This window comes from Gilliamella sp. B3127, from assembly GCF_026536935.1.
Taxonomy (GTDB): Bacteria; Pseudomonadota; Gammaproteobacteria; order Enterobacterales; family Orbaceae; genus Gilliamella; species Gilliamella apicola_E.
Map to the genome: position 1 here is coordinate 1 of NZ_JAFNNI010000007.1, position 23,609 is coordinate 23,609.

Genomic DNA, 23,609 nt, shown 5'->3' on the forward strand with positions numbered 1-23,609 from the left:
CTGGGAAATCGTATTGAGATAGAAGTTCACGTACTTCCATTTCAACTAATTCTAATAATTCTTCATCATCAACCATATCGCATTTGTTTAAGAATACGATGATGTAAGGAACACCTACTTGACGACCTAAAAGGATGTGTTCACGAGTTTGTGGCATAGGGCCATCAGTTGCTGCTACTACTAAAATAGCACCATCCATTTGTGCCGCACCAGTGATCATGTTTTTAACATAGTCAGCATGGCCCGGACAGTCTACGTGTGCGTAGTGACGAGTTGGTGTATCGTATTCAACGTGTGAAGTGTTGATGGTGATACCACGTGCTTTTTCTTCTGGTGCATTATCGATTTGATCGAATGCGCGAGCTTGACCGCCGTATTTTTTAGAAAGTACAGAAGTAATAGCTGCTGTTAAAGTTGTTTTACCATGGTCAACGTGGCCGATTGTACCAACGTTAACGTGGGGTTTTGTACGTTCAAATTTTTCTTTAGACATTTATAGTCCCTCAATGTAATACAAATCGGTGGTGAATCACCACATTAACCAAGTATCATATTTAGTTTTAACATAATACTAATTTAAAATTAGCTTTGCATAATAACAGATAAAGCCATCTAGTGACAAGCTTTAAAGCTATCAAATATAATTTTTTTAGAAGTTTAGGAAAGTAACAAGAATGGTGCTGATAGGCAGATTTGAACTGCCGACCTCACCCTTACCAAGGGTGCGCTCTACCAACTGAGCTATATCAGCAATTGGAGCGGGCAGCGGGAATCGAACCCGCATCATCAGCTTGGAAGGCTGAGGTAATAGCCATTATACGATGCCCGCATGTTCAAACTCGGCTACCTAAATGCTTCAATTAGCAATTGCTAATGTTAGATAATGGTGGTGGGGGAAGGATTCGAACCTTCGAAGTGTGACACGGCAGATTTACAGTCTGCTCCCTTTGGCCGCTCGGGAACCCCACCCCGAATCATTATAAATTGTTTACTTAGGAAAATGGTGCCGGCTGCCGGAATCGAACTGGCGACCTACTGATTACAAGTCAGTTGCTCTACCTACTGAGCTAAGCCGGCCTAAGTGCTGCGCATTATGGACTAGAACATTTAACCTTGCAAGCAAAAAAAACATTTTTTTTATTGTTTGCTTAAAAAAAAATCAAAAATATAAAAAAAACCTGAAATATAGACTATTTCAGGTTTTTATTTAATCAAAAATAATGTGTTAAATTATTTCTTTTTTGTCGCTTTTTTAGTAGTTGCTTTTTTCTTAGTTGAAGCAACACCTTTAGCTGCTGTATGTACTGCTACATCTTCGCTGATATCACCTTTATCTTGATATGCACGACCGTAATAAGTATCAAGTAGAATTTGTTTCAATTCTGCAATTAAAGGATAACGAGGGTTAGCACCTGTACATTGATCATCAAATGCATCAACTGCAAGTTGGTCAACTTGAGCTAAGAAAGCTTTTTCATCAATACCAAACTCTTTAATAGAGAATGGAATTTCAAGATCTTTTCTTAATTGATCTAACCAACCAATTAATTTTTCAACTTTCTTCTCGTCTTTGTCTGATGCAGCAGTTAAGCCTAAGTGGTCAGCAATTTCAGCATAACGTCTAACAGCTTGAGGATAACCATATTGGCTAAATGTACCTTGTTTAGTTGGTTTATCTGTTGCATTGAAGCGAACAACATTACTAATCAGCATTGCATTTGCCACACCATGAGGGATATGGAATGCAGCACCAATTTTATGCGCCATAGAGTGACAAACACCTAAAAATGCTTGAGCAAATGCAACACCAGCTAACGTTGCAGCACTATGCACTTTTTCACGAGCAACTGGGTTTTTAGCCCCGTCTTTATAGCTTGTAGGTAGATATGCTTTCAATATACTCAATGCTTGTAATGCTTGTCCATCAGAGAACTCGCTTGCCATAATTGACACATAAGCTTCTAAGGCATGAGTTACCGCATCATAACCACCTGCAGCACAAAGTGATTTAGGCATATTCATTACTAAGTTAGCATCAACAATTGCCATATTTGGTGTAATTGCATAATCAGCTAATGGATATTTTTGGCCAGTTGCATCATCTGTTACTACCGCAAACGGTGTAACTTCAGAACCAGTACCAGAAGTAGTTGTCACACAAATTAATTTGGCTTTTTTACCCATATTAGGGAAATGACAAGTACGTTTACGGATATCCATAAAGCGCAATGCTAATTCATCAAATTTTGTTTCTGGATGTTCATAAAGTACCCACATAATTTTTGCGGCATCCATTGGAGAACCACCACCTAAAGCAATAACAGTATCCGGTTGGAATGCTATCATTGAGTCAGTACCTTTACGAACAACACTTAATGTTGGGTCTGCTTCAACATCAAAGAAAGTTTCACAAATTACGCCACGTTCTTCAAGTTGATCGGTAATTTGTTTAGAGTAACCATTGTTAAATAAGAATTTATCGGTTACTAAAAATACGCGTTTGGCACCTTGTTCAATTACTTCATTTAAAGCAACTGGAAGTGAGCCACGTTTAAAATAGATAGAACTTGGTAATTTGTGCCATAACATGTTTTCTGCTCTCTTAGCGATTGTTTTCTTGTTGATTAAGTGTTTCGGACCGACATTTTCTGAGACCGAGTTACCCCCCCAAGAACCACATCCTAGTGTTAAAGATGGCGCTAAATCAAAGTTATATAAATCACCAATACCACCATGAGCAGCTGGTTGATTAATTAAAATACGACATGTTTTCATTTTACTACCAAAGTAAGCAATACGATCACGATTGCTATCTTGGTCAGTATAAAGCACAGAGGTATGACCCATACCGCCCATTTCAACTAATTTTTCAGCTTTATCTACTGCTTCATTGAAATCTTTTGCTTTAAACATAGCTAAAGTTGGAGAAAGTTTTTCATGAGCAAATGGTTCCGATAAGTCAACTTTACTCACTTCACCAACAAGCACTTTTGCACCTGCAGGCGCTTTAAATCCAGCTAATTCAGCAATTTTAGTTGCTGGTTGACCAACGATATTAGCATTTAAGGCTCCTTTATCATTTAAGATAATACCTTGTACTGCTTTGGTTTCCTTAGCATTTAAAATATAAGCGCCATATTGTTTTAATAAATTACGAACTTCGTCATAGACAGAATCAACAACAACAATAGCTTGTTCTGAAGCACAAATCATACCGTTATCAAATGTTTTAGACATCAACACTGATGCAACGGCACGTTTTAAGTCAGCTGTTTCATCAATTATTACAGGAGTATTACCTGCTCCAACACCTAATGCTGGTTTACCAGAACTGTAAGCTGCTTTAACCATACCAGGACCACCAGTAGCTAAGATAGCAGACACATTATCATGATGCATCAATGCATTAGATAATTCGATAGATGGTTCATCAATCCAACCAATAATATCTTTTGGAGCACCAGCTTTAATTGCAGCATTTAGCACAATTCGAGCAGCTTCAATGGTAGATTTTTTAGCGCGAGGATGAGGTGAAAATACGATAGCATTACGAGTTTTTAAACTAATTAGTGATTTAAAAATCGCTGTTGATGTTGGGTTTGTAGTTGGAACGATACCACAAATAATCCCTAATGGTTCAGCTACAGTGATAGTGCCATATGGCTCATTTTCAGCAACAACACCACAAGTCTTATCATTGCGATATTTATTAAGAATATACTCAGCAGCAAATAGGTTTTTGATAACTTTATCTTCAACAATTCCCATTCCTGATTCAGCAACAGCTTGCTGTGCAAGAGGGATTCGAGCTGCGGCTGCAGCTGTTGCTGCTGCTACGAAGATTTTATCAACTTGCTCTTGAGTATAAGTAGAATAAGTTTCTTGAGCTTTTTTCACTCGAGTCATTAACTCATTTAACTCATTCATATTGGTTACTGCCATAGATTTCTCCTTGAAAATTAAAAAATAAACTTGGATCGTTTGGCGTCTTCCTTGAACATATTTATAATAGCAAAACGAAATTGTGGAATATCGTAAATCAGTTTTTTACTTAATACAATAAGATATTTAACAAAAAATGAATGTTCTTTAAAAGAACAAAATTTATTATTACTTTAAGCGAATTAAATTTGAAGATTTTAAAAAAATATAATTAATTAGCTAAAGGAAGCAAAATTGTTTCTTTAGCTAAATTAAATTAAAAATCAAACATTAATTAACTTATCTAATACATAACTCACCGCCACAAAACCAAAAGTCGCTGTCACGGTAGTAATAGCGCCAAATCCGGACTGACAATCCATTTTCTTACTACCTTCAGCTTGGCTTTTAGTGGAACAAACCTGACCATTTTGAGCTGGATAAGTTAACTGCTCAGTCGAAAAGACGCACGCAATGGCATACTTACCTTTGCTATCTTTATTGAGTTTATAATCATTTTTTAAGCGCTCACGCAATTTAGCCGCTAACGGGTCTTGAACGGTTTTGGCTAAATCAGCAATTTTAATTTTGGTCGGATCTTTTTGCCCGCCTGCGCCACCAATGGTGATAACTTTTAATTTGTTTCGCTTGCAGTGCGCTAAAAGCGCAGCTTTATCACGCACGCTGTCAATGGCATCAATAATAAAGTTGAAGCGAGGGTTTTGTTTCGACCCTAAATAGTTTGCAACATTATCCGGACTGATAAAATCATCGATGACATTGACGATGCATTGAGGATTGATCTGTAAAATTCGTTCAGCCATAACAGCAGTTTTAGCTTTACCAATATTGGTATTTAACGCATGAATTTGCCGATTAGTATTGGTGATACACACATCATCCATATCAATTAAGGTAATTTGCCCAATACCACTACGCGCAAGGGATTCGGCCACCCATGACCCAACACCACCAATACCAATGACACAAATATGAGCTTGTGAAAATTGCGTTAATGCTGCTTCACCATAGAGCCTTGCAATACCGCTAAAACGTTGAAAGTAGGATTCTGATTTCATAATTGATTATCGAAGGTGCTTATCGTCAAACACCCAACACTCCAAAAACTTGTTTACCAATAATAAAGATAATTTGCTTTGCTAACTAATTTATATATAAATAATGTCAATATATTCGTTTTCAAGGACTCAAGTTGCAATATATGCTTTGCAAGGCACTTTAAATGTACATCCCGATGATGCGCAACCAGTGGGATATTATTTGTCATTAATTGTATTCGTTTCAATTATTTGTTTTTCCTAAAATATAGCTGGTTAATTATGCTTAATAAAGAGGAAAAGCAAATGCGCAAACCTAAAAAATTACTCAACGATCCTAACAATGTCAGGCAAGAAGTGATGCAAGGCTTAGTATATGGATATAATGGCAAACTCACTGCAATTCCAAACTACTTTGCAGTTTATGGCAATCACATCACAGATGATCAAGTTGTGGTTATTTCCGGCGGCGGTAGCGGTCACGAGCCAACTTTTGCCGGCTTTATCGGTGAAGGTAGCATTGACGGCTGTGCACTTGGCGAAGTGTTTACCTCGCCCTCGCCTGATCAAATAATTGAATTGACCAAAGCCACACATCAAGGTCATGGCGCACTATTTTTATATGGTAACTATTCCGGGGACGGGATGAATTTTGATATTGCTGCCGAAATTTTAGCCGAAGAAAATATTACCACCAAAACCATTCGCGCAACCGATGATATTGCTTCTGCTCCACTTTCTAAAATCTCAGATCGACGGGGCGTTGCCGGTATTATGTTTCTTTATAAAATAGCCGGCGCTGCGGCGCAATTGGAAAAATATGATCTTGACCAGCTTTATCAAGTCGTAGCAAAAGCCAATAATAACGTACGTACTATCGGTGTAGCGCTCAATGGTTGCGCATTGCCTCAGTCGAATAACTTTAACTTTGAACTGGCAGATAACGAAATTGAAATTGGTATCGGTATTCATGGTGAAGCCGGTTTACGCCGTCAAACAATGACCTCCACCGACGATGTAGTTAAAGAGATGATAGATAGATTGTGTGACGATCTACCTTTTGTGCGTGCCGATCGGGTATGCGTACTGATTAATAATTTAGGTGCGATGAGTAATACCGAACTTTTAATCATTGCCCGAAAAGTCGGTATTGAACTCGATTCACGAGGCATAATCAGCCATGATATTGCCATTGGCCATTTTTGTACCTCATTGGAAATGTCCGGCTTTTCGATCACCTTAATGAAATTAGATCAGCAGTTACAACACCTTTATGACCTACCTTGCCAAACCTTAGGATGGAGAAAATAGAATGAACTTGTCACAACTACGTAAAATGATGTTATTTGTCGCCGAAAAAATGGTGGAAAGTGAGCCAACATTAACCGCTTTAGATCAAATTGTTGGCGACGGCGATCATGGTATTGGTATGAAGCGAGGATTTGCGACATTAATAGTACTGTTACAAGACAATCAGTTTAAGCCAAATGATATTGGTGATTTTTTCAATCAAGTTGGTACAAAATTAATGACCAGTATGGGCGGGGCTTCCGGTGCAATATTTGGCACTTTATTTAGAGCTGGTGGTAAAAGTATTATTGGTGAGGCAGAATTTAATACCAGCACATTAGCAACACTACTTAATCAAGGTTGGCAAGCTGTCTATCAACGAGGCAATGCTAAACCGGGTGATAAGACCATGGTTGATGCTTTAGCAGCTGCGGCAACCAGCGCAAATGAATTATGCCAATTACCCTTGAAAGAGGCGTTACCTAAAATTGCCCAATCAGCAATGGAAGGCGCAGAGCAAACCAAACAGATGATAGCGGTATTTGGTCGAGCTAAAAACTTAGGTGAACGTGCTATTGGTCATATGGATCCGGGCGCTGTTTCAATGGCTTATATTTTAAAATATATGAATGAATATATTCAGATGTCTTAAAAAAATAAATCCGCTAACAGTGTTGGCGGATTTATTAACTTGTTTGTTTCTGTCATTTAAGCGTGACTTTTCCTCTCTTTCATTATCCACCTACCCTATTGTTTAAATTTTATTTGGGAAGGATATGCCCAACTTTGTAACTCTTGCGGCGGGAATCCACCCGGATCTTTACCACCATTAATCAACAATGCGTGATAATAAATCTCTGCCATTTCTTCAATGTAGGCCGCTTTTAATACCGCTTCATAAGGATCTTTATCCACCGCAATGGCGCCATGTTTTTCCATTAAAATGGCATCGGCTCGCTTAATTGGCTCAATAACACTAGTTGACAGTTCCGGCGTACCAGGGCGACCATATGGCGCAACCGGAATCACGCCGTCTTTTAAATTCAAAATAGCACACTCATAAACAACTGCCGGAATGGGCTTTGCTAATACCGCAAATGCCGTTGCAAAAATTGAGTGGGTGTGCGAAACGGCAAACACATCCGGACGAGCCTTATAAATTTCCAAATGCATCAAACATTCACTAGTCGGTCTTAATCCGGATTGCGCTTCAATCACATTAGCATCTAGATCCATAACTACAATATCACGTGCGGTTAATAGTTGTTTATCAATGGTTGTTGGGGTAACTAGCACATAGCCGGTCTGTTTGTCACGGACACTTGAATTACCTGCTTTATGTTTACAAAGTCCCCACTCACTGGATTTCTTAGCCATATCGACAACATATTGTTTTTGAATCTCTAACATTTTAACACTCCTTTTTAGGCAAAATATTCATTGATAGCGGGCAAATAATTCCCAAATTTCTTGATTATTTTTGGCTTGGCGTAAATGGGTTGAACCGTCATGAAGTTCTAATAGCTCATTTAATTGCGCCAATGCTTTAAGATGTTTCTGTGGATTGTTGGTCGCTAGCACAACAATTAAATCGGCTTGCATATAGCCACCAATATCGATTTTGTCGGGTAACCTAAGTAGCGACATGGCAACTTGATTGACACCATCATCAATACCGGCATGCGCAATAATTAACCCTTCAACCAGCATAATGTAGGGCTGTTCAAATTGGATTTTATTGATCATTCGTTCCAGATAATAACGTTCAATAAATTGCCCGTTTAATAGTGGTTTAGCCGCTAATTCCAGTGCCTGTTGCCATGAAATATCGGCTGTTTGGGCAAGGTAGATATGCTCTTTTTGCATTAAATCCGCCAGCGAAGGGATCTCTTGTTGGTTGATTCGTAGCGGATTGTCATTGAGTTCATCATTATACAGGTAGGCGGTAAGCTCTTTTTGTAGCGCCTTTCTGTCTTTTATATGGGTGAACTTTTCAACAATTAACATCAGTTCTTCAACTTGGATAATGCTTGGGTCAATCCCTTGTAATGTGCCAATAACTTGGTTACGTAATGCATTTTTATGCAAATTATTCAACGAAGGGTTAACAACAAAGAGCAGTTTATCGGTGGATAAATGTGAGGTTGAAAAAACAATGTCATAATAGTGTTTATACTTTTCAAACTCTCGTTTAGACATGGCATCAGAAAAGTGAAGTTCCGGAAGCAACACCTGTAAAGTCAAATATAAGTAAGTAGAGACTGTGGCGCTATTTTCACAAACAACTATGGCAATTTTCTTTGTTTTAATTTGGTTAATTAGCCCTTCTCGTGTTAACCAGCCGCCTAATAAAACGGTAATAAACGCCACTTCCTCATCCGGCATATTACAATGCAGTATCTTTTCAAACGGCGCTATGGCTTTACGTACCATTTCATGTAAATGACCGAACTCTTGCAAAACAATATCGTAAACACTGTTGATGTTGGTGATATGGTAACGGATGCGATAATAGGCCGGTTTCCAGTGTTGATAAATACGTTCAATTAATTCACTTTTGTCCTGAAAGGTAATACAGCTGATCTGTTCAAAATTATCGATAACTTCAACTGCACTCTCTAATAACACGGCATCGAGATGAAAATATTTGTCTGATAATGTTTGGATATTGGAACTTTGTACCAATACCGTTAAAAAAATCTGCTCATTCAGATCGGTAATGCCAAAGCGTTCAATTAATTTTTTCATTAATTGAAAATCACGACTGTTTGCTACATCGGTATAGTTTTCCGGCAATAACTCTATTTTTTTGTTGGTTTCAATTCGGTGTAGCATAAAACCAATAAAATAGGTTAATTCTTGCAGTTGTTCATCGGTAAAAACAATTTTTAATTTTCGTTCAATTTCACTAAACACTTGTCCGACTTGTTCTAATCGGCCTTGAGTAATAATCTTATTGTGCCGAAAAATTTTATCGGCTATTGGCATATTAATGATGCGATGAATTAGCTTTAATAATAAATAGCGCTTATTAATTTCTGTGCCAACAATGCGATAACCATTTTCACGATCATAAGTTACCTGCATATGATATTGATCGAGCAGGGTTTGCACTTTTTTAATGTCATTAATCACCGTATTTTGGCTAACGGTCAGCGCTGAGGAGAGATGAATTAATGACAAGCGCTCAGTTCTGGTTAATAAAAAAAATAGCAGTAGATGCACTCTTTCATCTTCTGAATAGATATATCGACCAATAGAAAGCGAGACGGGTTCGTCTCTAAAGGTTTCAATCACGACTTTAGGAATGCTAAATTTTCCGGTTTTAAATCGTTTAATTAATTCAAGATTTGATGACTCAAGAAAATCATTAATCTTTTTTAAGGTATAACTAAGCTGTTTACGGGTTAACCCAAATTTATTTTGCAGCTCTACGCCACTGACACTTGGATTTTGAATTAATGCATTTAAAACAGCATGAATTCTTTTATCAACAACCATATAATTATTAGCCTCTTGCTCGTTATCTGATGATAACGAGCATTACCATCAGTTTGTACTAATTACCTGTTTACAAATAGTCCAGTTTTACTCATCTATTTTCAGATCAACACTATCTTGTTGTGCCTCTTTTTTCAGCTCACGTGCATAAAAGAAATAGCCAGTGCACCAATAAATAGCCAATATCAATGGAACAAAATAGCCTTGTAAACATTGCCAAATAAATGAAAATGCATAAGTAAAGACAGGTGCATCAATAGAGCTGTTAGAAATAAGTTGGTTGTTTGGAATATCAATCGCCTTAGTGGCTAAGCCTAAATCGGTAATAATTGGCGCAAATTGCGTTCCGACAAACAGAAAAAATGGCACACCGATGATAGCTAAAATCACCATTCTTAATGTATTGCCTTTGGTTAAAATATAAGCTGGCACAACCAGTGCGATATTAATAATGCCGGCAAATGGTAAGATTTTATTGCCGGGTAAAATTACTGCCCAAATTAAGGTGATAGGAATGGCGACAATTAAAGTAAACCAGATTTCACTTGCTCCCCCCATAAACGGCCAATCAAGACCCACAAACAGTTTACGACCGGCAAAGCGTTTATTCATATAATCGCTGATTGCTTCGGATATCGGGGATAGCGCCTGCATAAATAATTTTGAGATCATCGGGAACAGCATTAAAGCGGTCGCCGCTTGCACTCCTAGCATTAAAATGGCCGCCACATCATAACCAGCAATAATCCCAAAAATGACACCTAATAAAAATCCGATTACGTGATTTTCAGCAAATACCCCTAGTTTAGAACGCAAGGTTGCTGCATCCATTGGCTTATTCAAAGCGGGGATTTTGCGTAATAGAAGATCAAAAGGATAATAAATGGCACTGAAAAATAGCATTCGGTGCGTACAAGTTACACCCGGAATACCGGTTAACTTTTCGATTCGATGCTGATTAATATCACCGGAATTGAGTTCTAAAATAATTTGCAACGTTGCAACAACAAAAGCCAATATCAGCGCAATTATTCCGCCCACAAGTGGCGTTGCTACGGCAACAACAATAAAGGCAGTAAAAATTTTACCCCATACATTCCATAAATCAGCATTAAACGTATCGGTCTTTTTCAATACCAACATTAAGATATTGACGCCTACTTGCAGTGGAAACATTAAAAAAGCATATGGCCAAGCCCACGAAACATTTGCCATTGTTGTCCAACCACCGTCAACAATACTGAGTTCAATTCCGGTTCGCTCCATCATGGTTTGTGCCGCAGCGCCTATTGCGCCGACCATAAAACCAATCAGCATACTCATTCCAACAAACGCAACACCTAACGTAATAGCGGCCGATGCCCCGTCTCGAAATTTCATATGGACAATTAAGCCCGCAATGAGCATTATGATAGGCACAAATACCGGTGCACCTAAATTCAAAATATAATTTATAACTGTTCCAAGAAAGTCCATAATTACACTCCTATTTGCAGGCATCGATAATTTTTTGCAGTTCTGCATCCATATTTATTCCGGTTAAAAAAGCAATGCCATTAATAACCGGGATAGGATATGTTTTCTCAATTTTGGTAATGGCAATGTATGCCGCACTGTTTTTAATGTGAGAATCAACCGACTTAAGATCGACAACTTCCACTTTAATATCATTAAGATTTCTCTCTTTTAATAAGCGTGTCACTTTACTTGCAACCGTTTGTGATGTGGCCACTCCACTCCCACATGCAACAATAACCTTTTTCATAATGCCTCCTTATAAATGGATATTTGACGTCAATAAGTTAAAAACTTCATGTTCTGTTTTTGCCTGGTATAGTGCCTCTAAAAAACATGAATTTACCAAGCTGGACATCAATTTTTGTAATAAATCAATATGTCCATCTTTTTGGTTAAATCCCAATAGAAAGATAAAATTAGCATCTAAAACATGATCATTATTTGCCATTTCACACCAAGGGATTGTTCCTTTCACTCGAGTAAAGAAAATGAATGGTCTAATAACATGTTCGATATCGGTATGTGGCATTGCCACCACATAAGGTTTGGTCGGTAAAGCGGTCGGAAATAAAGACTCTCGGTGTTTAATCGCTTCTAAGAATGTTGGATTAACATAACCACCACGTTGTAGAATTGAAAAAGTAAAATCAAAAAATTGATTTGAATTTTGGAAGTCTCTATCTAACACAATCAGATCGTTACAAAACAGCTGGTTATTAGATTCATTTTCCATTTCATCCTCCATCATTATGTCGTTAGTCATTTTTAAATCGGGCTGATTTTGATGACTAACTCATACAGTAATTATTTGATGTCATTGATTTTAGGAAATTAAAACAGCGCAGACTATTGGATTTGATACCAAAAAATATCCATAAAATTGCACATCATAGGGATAAAAGTTATCGCTTGAAAAATGCGGGAAATATCTGAGAATAGTTATACCAAGTTAGATAGTTAGGCAATTGTGATTCTGCTATTAGCAATTTAATAGACAGAATCACAATAAGTATTGAAGGTTATTTAATTTTTGAAAGAGTGAATTGGTGCCGGGATTCGTCCACCACGATGAATGAAATCAAATGAACAGAATTTACTCACCGGCATCACAGGAGCATGACCGAGTAATCCACCAAACTCAATATTATCACCCACCTTTAATCCCACAGCCGGAATAATCCGCACAGCAGTGGTTTTGTGGTTAATGACACCGATTGCCGCTTCATCAGCAATAATAGCAGAAATCGTTTCAGCGGAGGTATCACCCGGTATGGCTATCATATCAAGACCAACTGAACATACACAGGTCATGGCTTCGAGTTTTTCCAGATTAAGTGCCCCGCAATTAACCGCATCAATCATGCCAGCATCTTCGGAAACGGGTATAAAGGCGCCACTTAAACCACCGACATGACCACACGCCATTACGCCGCCTTTTTTAACGGCATCATTTAACATTGCCAAAGCTGCCGTTGTGCCATGTGTGCCGACCACTTCCAGTCCCATTTCTTCTAAAATATGCGCAACCGAATCACCAATTGCCGGCGTCGGTGCGAGCGATAAATCTACGATACCAAATTTCACACCTAAGCGCTCTGATGCTTCTTTTCCAACTAATTGCCCCATACGGGTAATTTTAAATGCAGTTTTTTTAATCGTTTCGGCAACCACATCAAAAGGTTGACCTTTTACTTTCTCAAGCGCACGTTTAACAACGCCAGGTCCACTCACGCCGACATTAATCACACAATCGGCTTCACCAACACCATGAAATGCGCCGGCCATAAAAGGGTTGTCTTCAACTGCATTGGCAAATACAACTAATTTAGCACATGCCATGCTGTTATTATCAGCGGTTAACTCTGCCGCTTGTTTGATAATTTGCCCCATTTGCTTAACCGCATCCATATTGATACCGGTTTGAGTTGAGCCAACATTGACCGATGCACACACTCGCTCAGTTTCAGCCAGCGCTTGCGGTATGGATTTAATTAAAATCTCATCACCTTTGTGATAGCCCTTTTGTACTAAAGCAGAAAACCCACCAATAAAATTAACACCAACGGCTTTAGCTGCACTATCAAGGGTTTTAGCAAAGGCAACATAATCTTTATCATCACTGGCGCCGGCAATTAAAGATATCGGTGTGACGGAAATACGTTTATTGATAATAGGGATGCCAAATTCAGAAGTGATTTGATCCCCAACTTTGACAAGATCTTTAGCTAACGTGGTTATTTTGTCATAAATTTTTTGGCGAGCTTTCTCACCATTACTATCGATACAATCAAGGAGAGAAATACCCATGGTTATTGTGCGGATATCAAGTTTTTCTTCCTCAATCATTTTAATTGTTTCGAGGATCTGTTTTGTTTCCATTAGTCCTATCCTTAAGTAAGAAATGTAGAATTAGAATTGAAATTACAAACGATGCATAGCATCGAAAATCTCTTCTCGCTGAATATTTACTTTTACCTTGAGTCTGTCGCCTGTTTGCGTTAGCGAAGTTTTAACTTCATCGAACGAGACTTGTATTTTGGATAAATCAAGCAACATAATCATGGTAAAATATTCATCCATAATCGTTTGGCTCACATCTAAGATATTAATATCTAATTCAAACAGCTTTTGACTAATTCCCGCAATTATTCCGGTTTGGTCTTTTCCAATGACAGTTAAAATCGTTTTCATCACATACTCCGCACAAAATTCACACAATTAAAAGATATTTATTGAGTTGATTATAATAACATCTTCAAAAATTATCGAAATAGGAGTAGATTGTTTTTTTCAACAAAAATAAAAATATCATTAGAATAAACTGAAAGGGCGAAGTTATGATAAATTTCCAAAAATCCAATAAATTGGATCATGTCTGTTACGACATTCGTGGACCTATCTTAGAACATGCAAAACGACTTGAAGAAGAAGGTCAAACTATCCTTAAACTCAACATTGGAAATCCCGCCCCTTTTGGTTTTGCCGCCCCGGATGAATTATTGGTTGATGTCATTCGTAATTTACCTTCTGCGCAAGGATATTGCGATTCAAAGGGGCTTTACTCAGCTCGTAAAGCCATTATGCAACACTATCAAGCCAGAGGAATTACCAATTTAGATATTGAAGATATCTATATCGGCAATGGTGTTTCTGAACTGATTGTGCAATCGATGCAAGCACTGCTTAATAGCGGAGATGAAGTTTTAGTGCCTATGCCTGATTACCCATTATGGACAGCGGCAATTAGTTTATCCGGTGGCAATGCCGTTCACTATGTATGTGACGAAGAGGCCAACTGGTCACCGGATTTACAGGATATAAAACGAAAAATCACCCCCAAAACCAAAGGGATTGTGATCATTAATCCTAATAATCCAACCGGTGCAGTTTATAGCAAAGAAGTGTTACTTGAGATTGCCGAAATTGCTCGCCAACATAATTTGCTTATTTTTGCAGACGAGATTTACGATAAGATTTTATACGATGATGCCGTGCATCATTCGATTGCCGCCCTTGCTCCAGACTTATTTGTTGTTACCATGAGCGGCTTATCAAAAACTTATCGTGTCGCTGGCTTTAGACAAGGTTGGATGGCGCTTTGTGGGCCTAAACAGCATGTAAAAGGCTATATTGAAGGGTTAAATATGCTCGCCTCGATGCGTTTATGCGCTAATGTGCCATTACAACATGCTATTCAAGGTGCATTAGGCGGATATCAAAGCATAAATGAATTTATTGTGCCCGGTGGCCGTTTATATGATCAATGTATGTTAGCTTGGCGGTTGTTAAATGAGATTCCGGGCGTTTCATGCACCAGACCACAAGGCGCTTTATACCTGTTTCCAAAGCTGGATCAACAAAAGTTTAATATTCACAATGACCAAAAGTTAGTATTAGACTTTTTATTACAAGAAAAAGTATTGTTAGTGCAAGGCAGTGGCTTTAATTGGCACAAACCCGATCATGTAAGAATTGTTGCACTGCCACATACCGGTGATCTTGAAGATGCCATTAACCGCTTTGGTAACTTTCTATCTAGTTATAAGCAATAATTAGATACAAATAAAAAAAGCGCCAAAATTGGCGCTTTTTATTTAACCAGTAATGGGAATTAATTATCTTTTTAATTCAGCTAATTTATTACGGATATTTTGTGCACGTTTAGATGAAGATGGATGGCTACTTAAAATTGATGATTCACCGCCACCTAATTTATCAAATGCTGTTGCAAGACCAGCTGGATTAATTTTTCTTTTGATTAAATAATCAAATGAGAAGTTATCCGCATCTTGTTCTTGAGCTTGTGAGAATTGAGCATTGATCACTTTTTCTGCTAATTTACCAATACTTGATTTAGATAATTTAGCAACTGCTGCATTACCTGATGCTGCTGCTGCATCACGAGCAATTTCTGTAGCATAAGCAACTTGAATTGCTTTTTTACTGTGACCTAAAGCTACGTGGCCTAATTCATGACCTAAAACACCTTCGATTTCGTTGTCATTCATCATATCCATTAGACCGCTGTAAACACGTACACAGCCGTTAGCCATTGCCCATGCATTAACATCTTTAGTAATATATACTTTATAGTTAACTGGTGTACCGTTTATATTATTACCAAGAGCTTTGGCAATTTTATTTAAACGTTTAGCGTAAGCACTTTTAGCTGGAGCAATTTTTGATTGAGCATCCATTTGTGCACATGATTTTTGGCTTAATGCTTTCACATCATTATCACTGAGTGTTGCCGCTTTCAAACCTTTCATGCCAAGACTAGTTAAATCGTTAGTACTCATGTTTTTACAACCAGCTAACGACATAGCTGCAACTAAAGGTAGTGCAACAAGCAAAGTTTTTTGATGTTTTTTCATATTCTTTTCCTTATATTAACAAATTTTACTTTTTTCTAACTTAAAGCTAGATTTTTTGAATTTTAACGCAAATTTAATAATAATCAACAAATAATTACTTGCTTAGTCATTATTAGCACTTTAGACTAGTGCCTCATTTTTTGAGGAACACAAATATGCAACTGTCAGATTTTGATTTTACACTACCAAAAGAACTGATTGCAAAATACCCATCAGAAACAAGAAGTTCATGCCGATTATTATCACTTAACAGCCGTACAGGTCATATTGAAGATAAAGTATTTACTGATATCACTGATTACATCAATCAAGGGGATTTACTTATTTTTAATAACACAAAAGTGATTCCGGCTCGAATATATGGAAAAAAAGCATCTGGTGGAAAAATTGAAATATTGATTGAACGTTTATTAGAAGATAATCGAGCTCTTGCACATATAAAAGCATCTAAATCACCTAAAGCAGGTGCTGAACTCATTTTAGGTGAGGAAAATAATATTAGCGTTACCATGCTTGCTCGCCATGATACTTTATTCGAATTACAATTTCCTGATGATGTACTTAAAATTTTAAATGAAATTGGACACATCCCTTTACCACCTTACATAGATAGACCTGATGAGGCTCAAGATCGTGAGGTATACCAAACTGTTTATAGTAAAGTGCCTGGTGCAGTTGCTGCGCCAACAGCAGGTCTTCATTTCGATGAGCCTTTATTAGAAAAGCTTAAAAACAAAGGTGTCGAAATGGAATTTGTAACGTTGCATGTCGGTGCAGGTACATTTCAACCAGTAAGAGTTGAAAATATTGAAACGCATATCATGCACGCTGAATATGCAGAAGTACCAGAATCAGTTGTGAAAGCAGTTTTAGAATGCAAAGCCCGAGGAAATAAGGTCATTGCTGTCGGTACAACATCAGTCAGAGCGTTGGAAAGTGCAGCAAAACAATCTGGCAAAATTGCACCTTTTTTTGAAGATACTCAGATATTTATTTATCCAGGTTTTGATTTTAAAGTAATCGATGCACTTATTACTAATTTTCATTTACCTGAATCCACTTTAATAATGTTAGTTTCTGCATTTGCTGGCTATGAAAATACCATGCGAGCTTATCAACATGCAGTAAACGAAAAATATCACTTTTTTAGTTATGGTGATGCCATGCTAATTACTAAATAAGTTATAGCCAATTAAATTTTACCTAAATTTAATTGGCAAAATATAAAAATACTAATAATGCTTTAACTTGTTAGTGATGTTATTAATACGATTTATATTAGTTGGATGGGATGTTGGTTGATTTTTAGCATGAATTGGCATCTTTGTTAGCATATTAACCAATCCTTTGGGATCTATTTTTTCCTTAACTAATAAATCAAAAGCATAATTATCTGCTTCAACCTCATATTGATGGGAAATTTCTTCTTTTACCATAATCACTATTTCATTTGATTTATCAGTAATCTCAATATAAGGGGCTTGTCTAAATAAACTTATTCCGTGTTTTAGTGCAATATGAGCCTGTTCATGAGCAATCACTGCTTGTAACTCATCATCTTCAAGTAATTTCATCAATCCACTATTTATTCGAATACAGCCATTAGCTGTAGACCAAGCATTAGGTTCACTATCAAGATAAACTTTGTAACTTAATTCAATATTATTTATTTTTCTAGGTAAATTATTGGTAAGATTAGATAACCTCTTACTAAGAAAATGATAATCAGGTGCAATAATTGCCTTCTTATCATTTTCAATGCAAGCTTGTTGGCTAATAGCTAATATATCTGTGTCAGATAATGTTTTAATTCGTTCAGATGAAATGATAGTTGGCTGTATTTGATTTTGACATCCAACAAACATTACTACAAATAAGAAAATAATATATTTCAAAAGCTCAAAGATCCTTATAGATATTGTCTATTTAGGTTTAGCACGATAAACTACGCACCGCAAAAATAATACGATAACGTATTATATCAATAATTAGCGCCAAACTGTTTATTTGGTCGCAAGAGGTTAACAAAAAAAATGAAATTTGAACTAGATAATACTGACGGCTTAGCTCGTCGTGGACGAATGAAGTTCGATCGTCGCGGTGTTGAATATACAGTTGAAACACCCGCATTTATGCCAGTTGGCACTTATGGTACCGTCAAAGGTATGACCCCTGAAGAAGTCGCTGCTACAGGTGCACAAATTTTATTGGGTAATACTTTCCATTTATGGTTAAGACCTGGACAAGAAATTATGCGTAAACACGGTGATTTGCATGATTTTATGCAGTGGCCAGGCCCGATTTTAACCGACTCTGGAGGATTCCAAGTTTTTAGTCTTGGTGATATTCGAAAAATTAAAGAAGAAGGCGTCTATTTCCGTAACCCTATCAATGGTGATTCAATCTTTTTATCACCTGAAATTTCAATGGAAATCCAATATGATCTTGGTTCTGATATCGTCATGATTTTTGATGAATGTGCGCCGTTTCCTGCCGAGTGGGACTATGTCAAAAAATCAATGGAAATGTCTCTACGTTGGGCAAAACGTAGTCGCCAACGTTTTGACGAATTAGGCAATAAAAATGCCTTATTTGGTATAGTACAAGGCGGTATACATCAAGAATTACGTGATATCTCGATTAAAGGATTAACCGAAATTGGTTTTGACGGCTATGCCGTTGGTGGATTAGCGGTGGGTGAACCGAAAGCCGATATGCATCGTATCTTAGAAGGAACTTGCCCACAATTACCAGCTGATAAACCACGTTATCTAATGGGTGTAGGTAAACCTGAGGATTTAGTTGAAGGTGTTCGTCGTGGTATTGATATGTTTGATTGCGTGATGCCAACTCGTAACGCACGTAACGGGCATCTGTTTGTTACTAATGGAGTCATTAAAATACGTAATGCCAAATATAAAGATGACACGACCCCACTCGATCCTGAGTGTGATTGTTACACCTGTAAAAATTACACGAAATCGTATCTTCATCATTTAGATAAATGTGGAGAAATATTAGGGGCAAGACTCAATACCATCCATAATTTACGTTATTATCAACGCTTAATGGCTGAAATTCGTGAAGCGGTTGCTAATCAACGTTACGAAGCATTTGTCGTCGAGTTTTACCAAAGAATTGGAAAAACCCCCGCTCCTTTCACAAAATAAAAATTATCATTATAATTTTTAGGGGTAACTATTGACACATCGAGGTTAGCGCAGTATTATGCGCATCCTAACGGCGAGTAGCGCAGCTTGGTAGCGCAACTGGTTTGGGACCAGTGGGTCGGAGGTTCGAATCCTCTCTCGCCGACCAATTTAAATAAAAAAGCCTGCTCATTGAGTAGGCTTTTTTATTATTCACTTCAGTCTAGAGGATGAGAACCGACGGAGGTTAGAGCCGAGCGCAGCGAGACAACGTTGCTTTAGCAACAACCAGAAGAGTTAGTATGAAATGCAAGGAATTCTCTCTCGCCAACCAATTTCATAAAAAAGCCCGTTCTCGAATAGGCTTTTTTAAAACTAACTTATTTAAATTTAACTTCAAGTTAACTACAACAATCCTTCTTATTATCCTAAATTTTTAAAGCTATAAACTCGCTCTTGAACATATTATTGGTTCTAATGATGGCATGTCTGAGGTTAAATCATCTTCTTTATTTATTAAGTTATTCAGCAATAAACGAGCAATATATTCCCCTTTATTATTTGAAGGCAAAGAAACTGTTGTCAATGTTGGAAAACTCACCTTACTAAATTCGCTATCTCCAAACCCACAAACAGCTAACTGGTATGGAACACGAATATGCCTCCGCTGGCATTCATAAAGAACCCCACAAGCTAATTCATCTGTTGTACAGATTAATGCATCTATTTCTGGCCAATTCAATAGAATGTCTGATAGTAACTCACTTCCTGTCGTAAAATTGGCTGGTTTGGCTGCATTAATAATTCTGTGTGTGGGTAAATGTTTACTTAACATAACTTTATGCCAGCCATGTAACCTTTGTTGGAATATATGATATTGATGATTAGCACAAAGTAATCCTATATTTTTGTATCCTTTGTCAATTACATGTTCAGTTAACATTGACATTGCTAGACTATCATCTAATCCGATTTTAATGTTTGAGCATTCATCATAATGTTTACCTACATTAAAAATAGGAATTGTTTTATTATTAGTAAGAAGTTTTAAGAAATCATCATCTTCAAAATAGAAAAGCAATATAGCTTCAAGATTATGACTATAAAGAATATTTAGCAGTTGAGATTCTCGCTTATAATAAAGATTAGATTCAAATATAAGGATTGTATAACCTTGTTTAGCTAAATATGTTTGTAACGAATTTAATGATATTTGTATAGAATGTTCGAAAATTTTTGTAGTTATAACAGCAATAACTTTATTGGCAGAAGCTGAAGCTAACAAACTGGCAGAAATATTTGGTTTATAACCTAATGTATCGACGGCTAATTGAATTTTTTGGCGAAGTTTATCTGATACCTTATCTGGAGTTCTTAAAGCACGCGAAACTGTCATGGCTCCAACACCTGCGTATTTAGCCACATCAAACAAGGTTGTTTGGCCTGTACCCTTACGTTTTTTTACATCCTGCATACTTAATCTCAAAAGAACAAATCTAATTCATACTATTTATATATTATATCATTTAGGTAATATGAAAAGTTTGTTAGATAAAATGCACTTATTAATATAATATCATTACGTTAAAACAATTAGCTTTTAGCAATATATCAAAAATGCTACCTAAATCACATAATCGAAAAAAAACGCACCAAAAATGATAGCGCTATCACATTTTTATCTTTTTTAAATTTTTATAGTTAGACAATATGTTAATTTTCAATAGAAACATATAGAGATCTATTTCGGAGGTAAAATGTTAAATCAATGGCTAAATTATCAAACCGTCAAAACTATTGATTCTGTACAAGATTGGAAAGAGGCAATAAAAATTTGTGCAGAACCTTTATTAAATAACCATTCAATTTCTTCTAACTATATTGATGCTATTTTTCAACTACATGAATCAATTGGCCCTTACTATGTATTAGCTCCAGGTATTGCAATGCCACATGCTCGTCCAGAACAAGGGGTAAATAAGCTAGATTTATCTATGTTGCTTGTAAAAAAAGGCGTTAATTTCAATTCAGCAGAAAATGATCCAGTTTATTTAATCACTTTATTAGCCGCTAATGACAGTACTAGTCATATCGAGTTATTAACTCAATTAGCAACATTATTCGCCGAAACAAAAGATATTCAGACAATCTTCAATGCAAAAAGCAGCGATGAAATTTTGTCTGTAATTAATCGTTATTAATCAAATTAAACAAATAAAAGGATAAACAATATGAAAATTATGGCAGTTTGTGGCTCAGGCCTTGGTAGTAGTTTTATGGTAGAAATGAATATCAAAAAAGTACTCAAAAAACTAAACATTGATGCAGAAGTCACTCACGCTGATCTAGCGTCAGCAACACCCGATCAAGCTGATTTGTTCGTGATGACAAAAGATCTCGCTACCAGCTCAGGAATTCCAACTGAAAAATTAGTAGTATTAAATAATATTATTGATATCAACGATTTGGAAAAGAAACTCGTTGAACATTTTGCCAAAAACTAAGCAAACTTTGAGGTGTTACTATGATTCAGGAAATAGTAAAATTTATTGTTGATATCCTAAAAGTTCCAGCGGTACTTGTTGGTTTAATCGCAATGGTAGGATTATTGGCTCAACGTAAATCGTTTGCCGATACGGTTAAAGGAACCATTAAAACTATTTTAGGCTTTTTGGTATTAGGCGGTGGTGCAACAGTGCTTATCAGTGCCATTACCCCTTTAGGCTTAATGTTTGAACAAGCATTTAAACTACAAGGAATTGTTCCCAACAATGAAGCTATTGTTTCAATGGCATTAAATGAGTATGGCACAGCAACTGCTTTAATTATGGCGTTTGGCATGATTGCAAATATTATCGTTGCCCGATTTACTCGTTTAAAATACATCTTTCTAACTGGCCATCATACTTTTTATATGGCTTGTATGATTAGTATTATTTTAACTGTCTCAGGGTTTAAAGATTGGCAATTGGTCTTTACAGGTGCATTAGTTTTAGGGCTTATTATGGCGTTTTTTCCCGCTTTAGCTCAACCACAAATGCGCAAAATTACTGGTAATGACGATGTCGCATTTGGTCACTTTGGTACGCTAGGTTATGTCTTAGCTGGTTGGCTTGGAATGGCAGTTGGTAAAGGATCTCGTTCAACCGAAGAGATGAATTTGCCAAAAAACTTAAGCTTCTTACGTGACAGTTCAATTTCAATCTCGTTAACCATGATGATTATCTACCTTATTTTAGCTGTATTTGCCGGTTCTAATTATGTTGAAAGCAATCTTAGTAGTGGTGATAATTATTTAGTTTATGCCATTATTGAGGCAATTACGTTTGCCGCAGGCGTCTTTATTATATTGCAAGGTGTGCGCTTAATACTTGCTGAAATTGTCCCGGCATTTACAGGGTTTTCTGAAAAGTTAGTCCCAAATGCAAAACCAGCTTTAGATTGTCCTGTCGTCTTCCCTTATGCCCCTAATGCCGTATTAATTGGCTTTTTATTCAGCTTTTTAGGTGGATTAGTCGGATTATTTGTTCTAGGTCAACTTAACGCTGTGCTCATTTTACCGGGCGTGGTTCCACATTTCTTCTGTGGTGCAACTGCTGGCGTATTTGGTAATGCAATGGGTGGACGTCGAGGCGCAATGCTTGGCGCATTTGCTAATGGTTTATTAGTGACATTCTTACCTGTGGTATTATTACCTGTGTTAGGATCACTTGGTTTTGCCAATACAACGTTTTCTGATGTCGATTTTTGTGGTGTAGGCATTTTACTTGGTAATATGGCAAAATGGTTTAATAAAGATGTTATCATGATGATTATTGTTGGTATCTTTGCTTTATTAGTTGTGTATAACTATGTAGCTAAACCGAAAAGCGATACCCATAATGATTAATAGATAATATTGTATAGATTAAAATCCATCTAATTTGCCAGACTAATCAGTCTGGCAATTTTATAGAAATAGTCATTGTATAGTTGTTTTTTAAAGGAATAAAAAATGAATGATAACCAACAAAATGGAATTTATGTCACTGAAGATATTTATCTAAAAACCGCAACGGCTTATTATGCTAATATCACATTATTGGTTCAAATCGTATTTTGTTCAGTCAATTTATGGCATGGCCAAACAAATGCGAGTCAGATACGGCTAACTTTTTAGCAGATTGTTTTAATAAACATCAACGAGATGAAACTAAAACCTATGTTATTTTAAATAATAACATACCAGTTGGATTACTTTCCTTTAACCATATTGATAAAAGCAATAAAAGGGGTCTGACGCTCAGTGGAACGAAAAC

The 23,609-nt window shown here is 36.8% G+C and carries 22 protein-coding genes, 5 tRNA genes and 1 other RNA gene; 11 read left to right on the forward strand and 17 right to left on the reverse strand.

What is annotated here, in order from left to right:
* From J3U00_RS10055 to tcdA, 7 genes are all read right to left on the reverse strand, one after another.
* On the reverse strand, window positions 1–493 hold a 493-nt coding region (locus J3U00_RS10055; RefSeq protein ID WP_267332321.1), incomplete at its 3' end, for a GTP-binding protein.
* 182 nt (window positions 494–675) lie between these two features.
* A tRNA-Thr gene (locus J3U00_RS10060) sits at window positions 676–751 on the reverse strand.
* A gap of 3 nt (window positions 752–754) precedes the next feature.
* Window positions 755–829, reverse strand: a tRNA-Gly gene (locus J3U00_RS10065).
* Window positions 830–884: 55 nt separating this feature from the next.
* Window positions 885–969 (reverse strand) — tRNA-Tyr (locus J3U00_RS10070).
* Window positions 970–1,001: 32 nt separating this feature from the next.
* Window positions 1,002–1,077 (reverse strand) — tRNA-Thr (locus J3U00_RS10075).
* Window positions 1,078–1,230: 153 nt separating this feature from the next.
* The gene (gene adhE / locus J3U00_RS10080) at window positions 1,231–3,942 is read right to left on the reverse strand and encodes a bifunctional acetaldehyde-CoA/alcohol dehydrogenase (RefSeq protein ID WP_267332322.1); all 2,712 of its coding nucleotides are present in this window, start codon (window positions 3,940–3,942) and stop codon (window positions 1,231–1,233) included.
* 263 nt (window positions 3,943–4,205) lie between these two features.
* Window positions 4,206–5,000, reverse strand: a complete 795-nt coding sequence (gene tcdA / locus J3U00_RS10085) for a tRNA cyclic N6-threonylcarbamoyladenosine(37) synthase TcdA (protein ID WP_220225610.1) — start codon at window positions 4,998–5,000, stop codon at window positions 4,206–4,208.
* A gap of 285 nt (window positions 5,001–5,285) precedes the next feature.
* Here tcdA and J3U00_RS10090 point away from each other — a divergent pair, with 285 nt between their 5' ends.
* Window positions 5,286–6,290, forward strand: a complete 1,005-nt coding sequence (locus J3U00_RS10090) for a dihydroxyacetone kinase subunit DhaK (RefSeq protein ID WP_267332323.1) — start codon at window positions 5,286–5,288, stop codon at window positions 6,288–6,290.
* A 1-nt stretch (window position 6,291) separates the two neighbouring features.
* Entirely contained in the window at window positions 6,292–6,921 is a 630-nt protein-coding gene (gene dhaL, locus J3U00_RS10095) for a dihydroxyacetone kinase subunit DhaL (protein WP_267330979.1), read from the forward strand.
* 95 nt (window positions 6,922–7,016) lie between these two features.
* On the opposite strand, the gene J3U00_RS10100 is transcribed toward dhaL, so the two are convergent.
* From J3U00_RS10100 to J3U00_RS10130, 7 genes are all read right to left on the reverse strand, one after another.
* A complete protein-coding gene (locus tag J3U00_RS10100) occupies window positions 7,017–7,679 on the reverse strand; it encodes a class II aldolase/adducin family protein (RefSeq protein ID WP_065562056.1) in 663 nt (220 codons plus the stop codon).
* 27 nt (window positions 7,680–7,706) lie between these two features.
* Window positions 7,707–9,770, reverse strand: coding sequence for a BglG family transcription antiterminator (locus J3U00_RS10105; protein WP_267332324.1), 2,064 nt, complete (start codon window positions 9,768–9,770; stop codon window positions 7,707–7,709).
* An 87-nt stretch (window positions 9,771–9,857) separates the two neighbouring features.
* Window positions 9,858–11,246: a PTS galactitol transporter subunit IIC gene (locus J3U00_RS10110; protein WP_267332325.1), complete on the reverse strand. Its 1,389-nt coding sequence runs from the start codon at window positions 11,244–11,246 to the stop codon at window positions 9,858–9,860.
* Between the two features lie 10 nt (window positions 11,247–11,256).
* Window positions 11,257–11,535: a PTS sugar transporter subunit IIB gene (locus J3U00_RS10115; RefSeq protein ID WP_220218834.1), complete on the reverse strand. Its 279-nt coding sequence runs from the start codon at window positions 11,533–11,535 to the stop codon at window positions 11,257–11,259.
* Window positions 11,536–11,544: 9 nt separating this feature from the next.
* Window positions 11,545–12,021: a PTS sugar transporter subunit IIA gene (locus tag J3U00_RS10120; RefSeq protein ID WP_220225605.1), complete on the reverse strand. Its 477-nt coding sequence runs from the start codon at window positions 12,019–12,021 to the stop codon at window positions 11,545–11,547.
* Window positions 12,022–12,311: 290 nt separating this feature from the next.
* Window positions 12,312–13,667: a PFL family protein gene (locus tag J3U00_RS10125; protein WP_267332326.1), complete on the reverse strand. Its 1,356-nt coding sequence runs from the start codon at window positions 13,665–13,667 to the stop codon at window positions 12,312–12,314.
* A gap of 42 nt (window positions 13,668–13,709) precedes the next feature.
* Entirely contained in the window at window positions 13,710–13,979 is a 270-nt protein-coding gene (locus J3U00_RS10130) for an ACT domain-containing protein (protein WP_267332365.1), read from the reverse strand.
* A 146-nt stretch (window positions 13,980–14,125) separates the two neighbouring features.
* Here J3U00_RS10130 and J3U00_RS10135 point away from each other — a divergent pair, with 146 nt between their 5' ends.
* A complete protein-coding gene (locus J3U00_RS10135; protein WP_267332327.1) occupies window positions 14,126–15,340 on the forward strand; it encodes a pyridoxal phosphate-dependent aminotransferase in 1,215 nt (404 codons plus the stop codon).
* A gap of 63 nt (window positions 15,341–15,403) precedes the next feature.
* Here J3U00_RS10135 and J3U00_RS10140 read toward each other — a convergent pair whose 3' ends face one another.
* Window positions 15,404–16,162, reverse strand: a complete 759-nt coding sequence (locus J3U00_RS10140) for a M48 family metalloprotease (RefSeq protein WP_065562048.1) — start codon at window positions 16,160–16,162, stop codon at window positions 15,404–15,406.
* Between the two features lie 155 nt (window positions 16,163–16,317).
* Between J3U00_RS10140 and queA the strand changes: the two genes are divergently transcribed.
* The gene (gene queA, locus J3U00_RS10145; RefSeq protein ID WP_267332328.1) at window positions 16,318–17,343 is read left to right on the forward strand and encodes a tRNA preQ1(34) S-adenosylmethionine ribosyltransferase-isomerase QueA; all 1,026 of its coding nucleotides are present in this window, start codon (window positions 16,318–16,320) and stop codon (window positions 17,341–17,343) included.
* Between the two features lie 51 nt (window positions 17,344–17,394).
* Here queA and J3U00_RS10150 read toward each other — a convergent pair whose 3' ends face one another.
* A complete protein-coding gene (locus J3U00_RS10150; RefSeq protein ID WP_267332329.1) occupies window positions 17,395–18,057 on the reverse strand; it encodes a M48 family metalloprotease in 663 nt (220 codons plus the stop codon).
* 138 nt (window positions 18,058–18,195) lie between these two features.
* Between J3U00_RS10150 and tgt the strand changes: the two genes are divergently transcribed.
* The 3 genes from tgt to J3U00_RS10165 all read left to right on the forward strand — a co-directional run bounded on the left by tgt (window position 18,196) and on the right by J3U00_RS10165 (window position 19,645).
* Complete coding sequence (tgt, locus tag J3U00_RS10155) at window positions 18,196–19,332, forward strand: tRNA guanosine(34) transglycosylase Tgt (RefSeq protein ID WP_267332330.1); 1,137 nt, start codon at window positions 18,196–18,198, stop codon at window positions 19,330–19,332.
* Between the two features lie 71 nt (window positions 19,333–19,403).
* Window positions 19,404–19,480: transfer RNA gene (locus J3U00_RS10160), tRNA-Pro, on the forward strand.
* Window positions 19,481–19,520: 40 nt separating this feature from the next.
* A non-coding RNA gene (locus J3U00_RS10165) (RtT sRNA) lies at window positions 19,521–19,645 on the forward strand.
* 108 nt (window positions 19,646–19,753) lie between these two features.
* On the opposite strand, the gene J3U00_RS10170 is transcribed toward J3U00_RS10165, so the two are convergent.
* Window positions 19,754–20,785 carry a LacI family DNA-binding transcriptional regulator gene (locus J3U00_RS10170; protein WP_267332331.1) on the reverse strand — a complete coding sequence of 344 codons (1,032 nt, stop codon included), beginning with the start codon at window positions 20,783–20,785 and terminating at the stop codon, window positions 19,754–19,756.
* Window positions 20,786–21,068: 283 nt separating this feature from the next.
* Here J3U00_RS10170 and J3U00_RS10175 point away from each other — a divergent pair, with 283 nt between their 5' ends.
* The 4 genes from J3U00_RS10175 (at window position 21,069) to J3U00_RS10190 (ending at window position 23,470) form a co-directional block, all read left to right on the forward strand.
* Entirely contained in the window at window positions 21,069–21,512 is a 444-nt protein-coding gene (locus J3U00_RS10175) for a PTS sugar transporter subunit IIA (protein WP_267332332.1), read from the forward strand.
* A 30-nt stretch (window positions 21,513–21,542) separates the two neighbouring features.
* Complete coding sequence (locus J3U00_RS10180) at window positions 21,543–21,815, forward strand: PTS sugar transporter subunit IIB (RefSeq protein ID WP_065562042.1); 273 nt, start codon at window positions 21,543–21,545, stop codon at window positions 21,813–21,815.
* 20 nt (window positions 21,816–21,835) lie between these two features.
* Window positions 21,836–23,200, forward strand: a complete 1,365-nt coding sequence (locus J3U00_RS10185; RefSeq protein WP_267332333.1) for a PTS ascorbate transporter subunit IIC — start codon at window positions 21,836–21,838, stop codon at window positions 23,198–23,200.
* Window positions 23,201–23,305: 105 nt separating this feature from the next.
* Complete coding sequence (locus J3U00_RS10190) at window positions 23,306–23,470, forward strand: hypothetical protein (RefSeq protein WP_267332334.1); 165 nt, start codon at window positions 23,306–23,308, stop codon at window positions 23,468–23,470.
* Window positions 23,471–23,609: the final 139 nt, after the last annotated feature.

Coding starts and splice junctions, on each gene's coding strand:
- tcdA (WP_220225610.1), bottom strand. CDS start 5,000: ATGAAATCAGAATCCTACTTTCAACGTTTTAGCGGTATTGCAAGGCTC.
- dhaL (WP_267330979.1), top strand. CDS start 6,292: ATGAACTTGTCACAACTACGTAAAATGATGTTATTTGTCGCCGAAAAA.
- J3U00_RS10190 (WP_267332334.1), top strand. CDS start 23,306: ATGAATGATAACCAACAAAATGGAATTTATGTCACTGAAGATATTTAT.
- J3U00_RS10130 (WP_267332365.1), bottom strand. CDS start 13,979: ATGAAAACGATTTTAACTGTCATTGGAAAAGACCAAACCGGAATAATT.
- queA (WP_267332328.1), top strand. CDS start 16,318: ATGCAACTGTCAGATTTTGATTTTACACTACCAAAAGAACTGATTGCA.
- J3U00_RS10100 (WP_065562056.1), bottom strand. CDS start 7,679: ATGTTAGAGATTCAAAAACAATATGTTGTCGATATGGCTAAGAAATCC.
- adhE (WP_267332322.1), bottom strand. CDS start 3,942: ATGGCAGTAACCAATATGAATGAGTTAAATGAGTTAATGACTCGAGTG.
- tgt (WP_267332330.1), top strand. CDS start 18,196: ATGAAATTTGAACTAGATAATACTGACGGCTTAGCTCGTCGTGGACGA.
- J3U00_RS10170 (WP_267332331.1), bottom strand. CDS start 20,785: ATGCAGGATGTAAAAAAACGTAAGGGTACAGGCCAAACAACCTTGTTT.
- J3U00_RS10135 (WP_267332327.1), top strand. CDS start 14,126: ATGATAAATTTCCAAAAATCCAATAAATTGGATCATGTCTGTTACGAC.
- J3U00_RS10140 (WP_065562048.1), bottom strand. CDS start 16,162: ATGAAAAAACATCAAAAAACTTTGCTTGTTGCACTACCTTTAGTTGCA.
- J3U00_RS10125 (WP_267332326.1), bottom strand. CDS start 13,667: ATGGAAACAAAACAGATCCTCGAAACAATTAAAATGATTGAGGAAGAA.
- J3U00_RS10185 (WP_267332333.1), top strand. CDS start 21,836: ATGATTCAGGAAATAGTAAAATTTATTGTTGATATCCTAAAAGTTCCA.
- J3U00_RS10175 (WP_267332332.1), top strand. CDS start 21,069: ATGTTAAATCAATGGCTAAATTATCAAACCGTCAAAACTATTGATTCT.
- J3U00_RS10110 (WP_267332325.1), bottom strand. CDS start 11,246: ATGGACTTTCTTGGAACAGTTATAAATTATATTTTGAATTTAGGTGCA.
- J3U00_RS10105 (WP_267332324.1), bottom strand. CDS start 9,770: ATGGTTGTTGATAAAAGAATTCATGCTGTTTTAAATGCATTAATTCAA.
- J3U00_RS10115 (WP_220218834.1), bottom strand. CDS start 11,535: ATGAAAAAGGTTATTGTTGCATGTGGGAGTGGAGTGGCCACATCACAA.
- J3U00_RS10090 (WP_267332323.1), top strand. CDS start 5,286: ATGCGCAAACCTAAAAAATTACTCAACGATCCTAACAATGTCAGGCAA.
- J3U00_RS10120 (WP_220225605.1), bottom strand. CDS start 12,021: ATGGAAAATGAATCTAATAACCAGCTGTTTTGTAACGATCTGATTGTG.
- J3U00_RS10180 (WP_065562042.1), top strand. CDS start 21,543: ATGAAAATTATGGCAGTTTGTGGCTCAGGCCTTGGTAGTAGTTTTATG.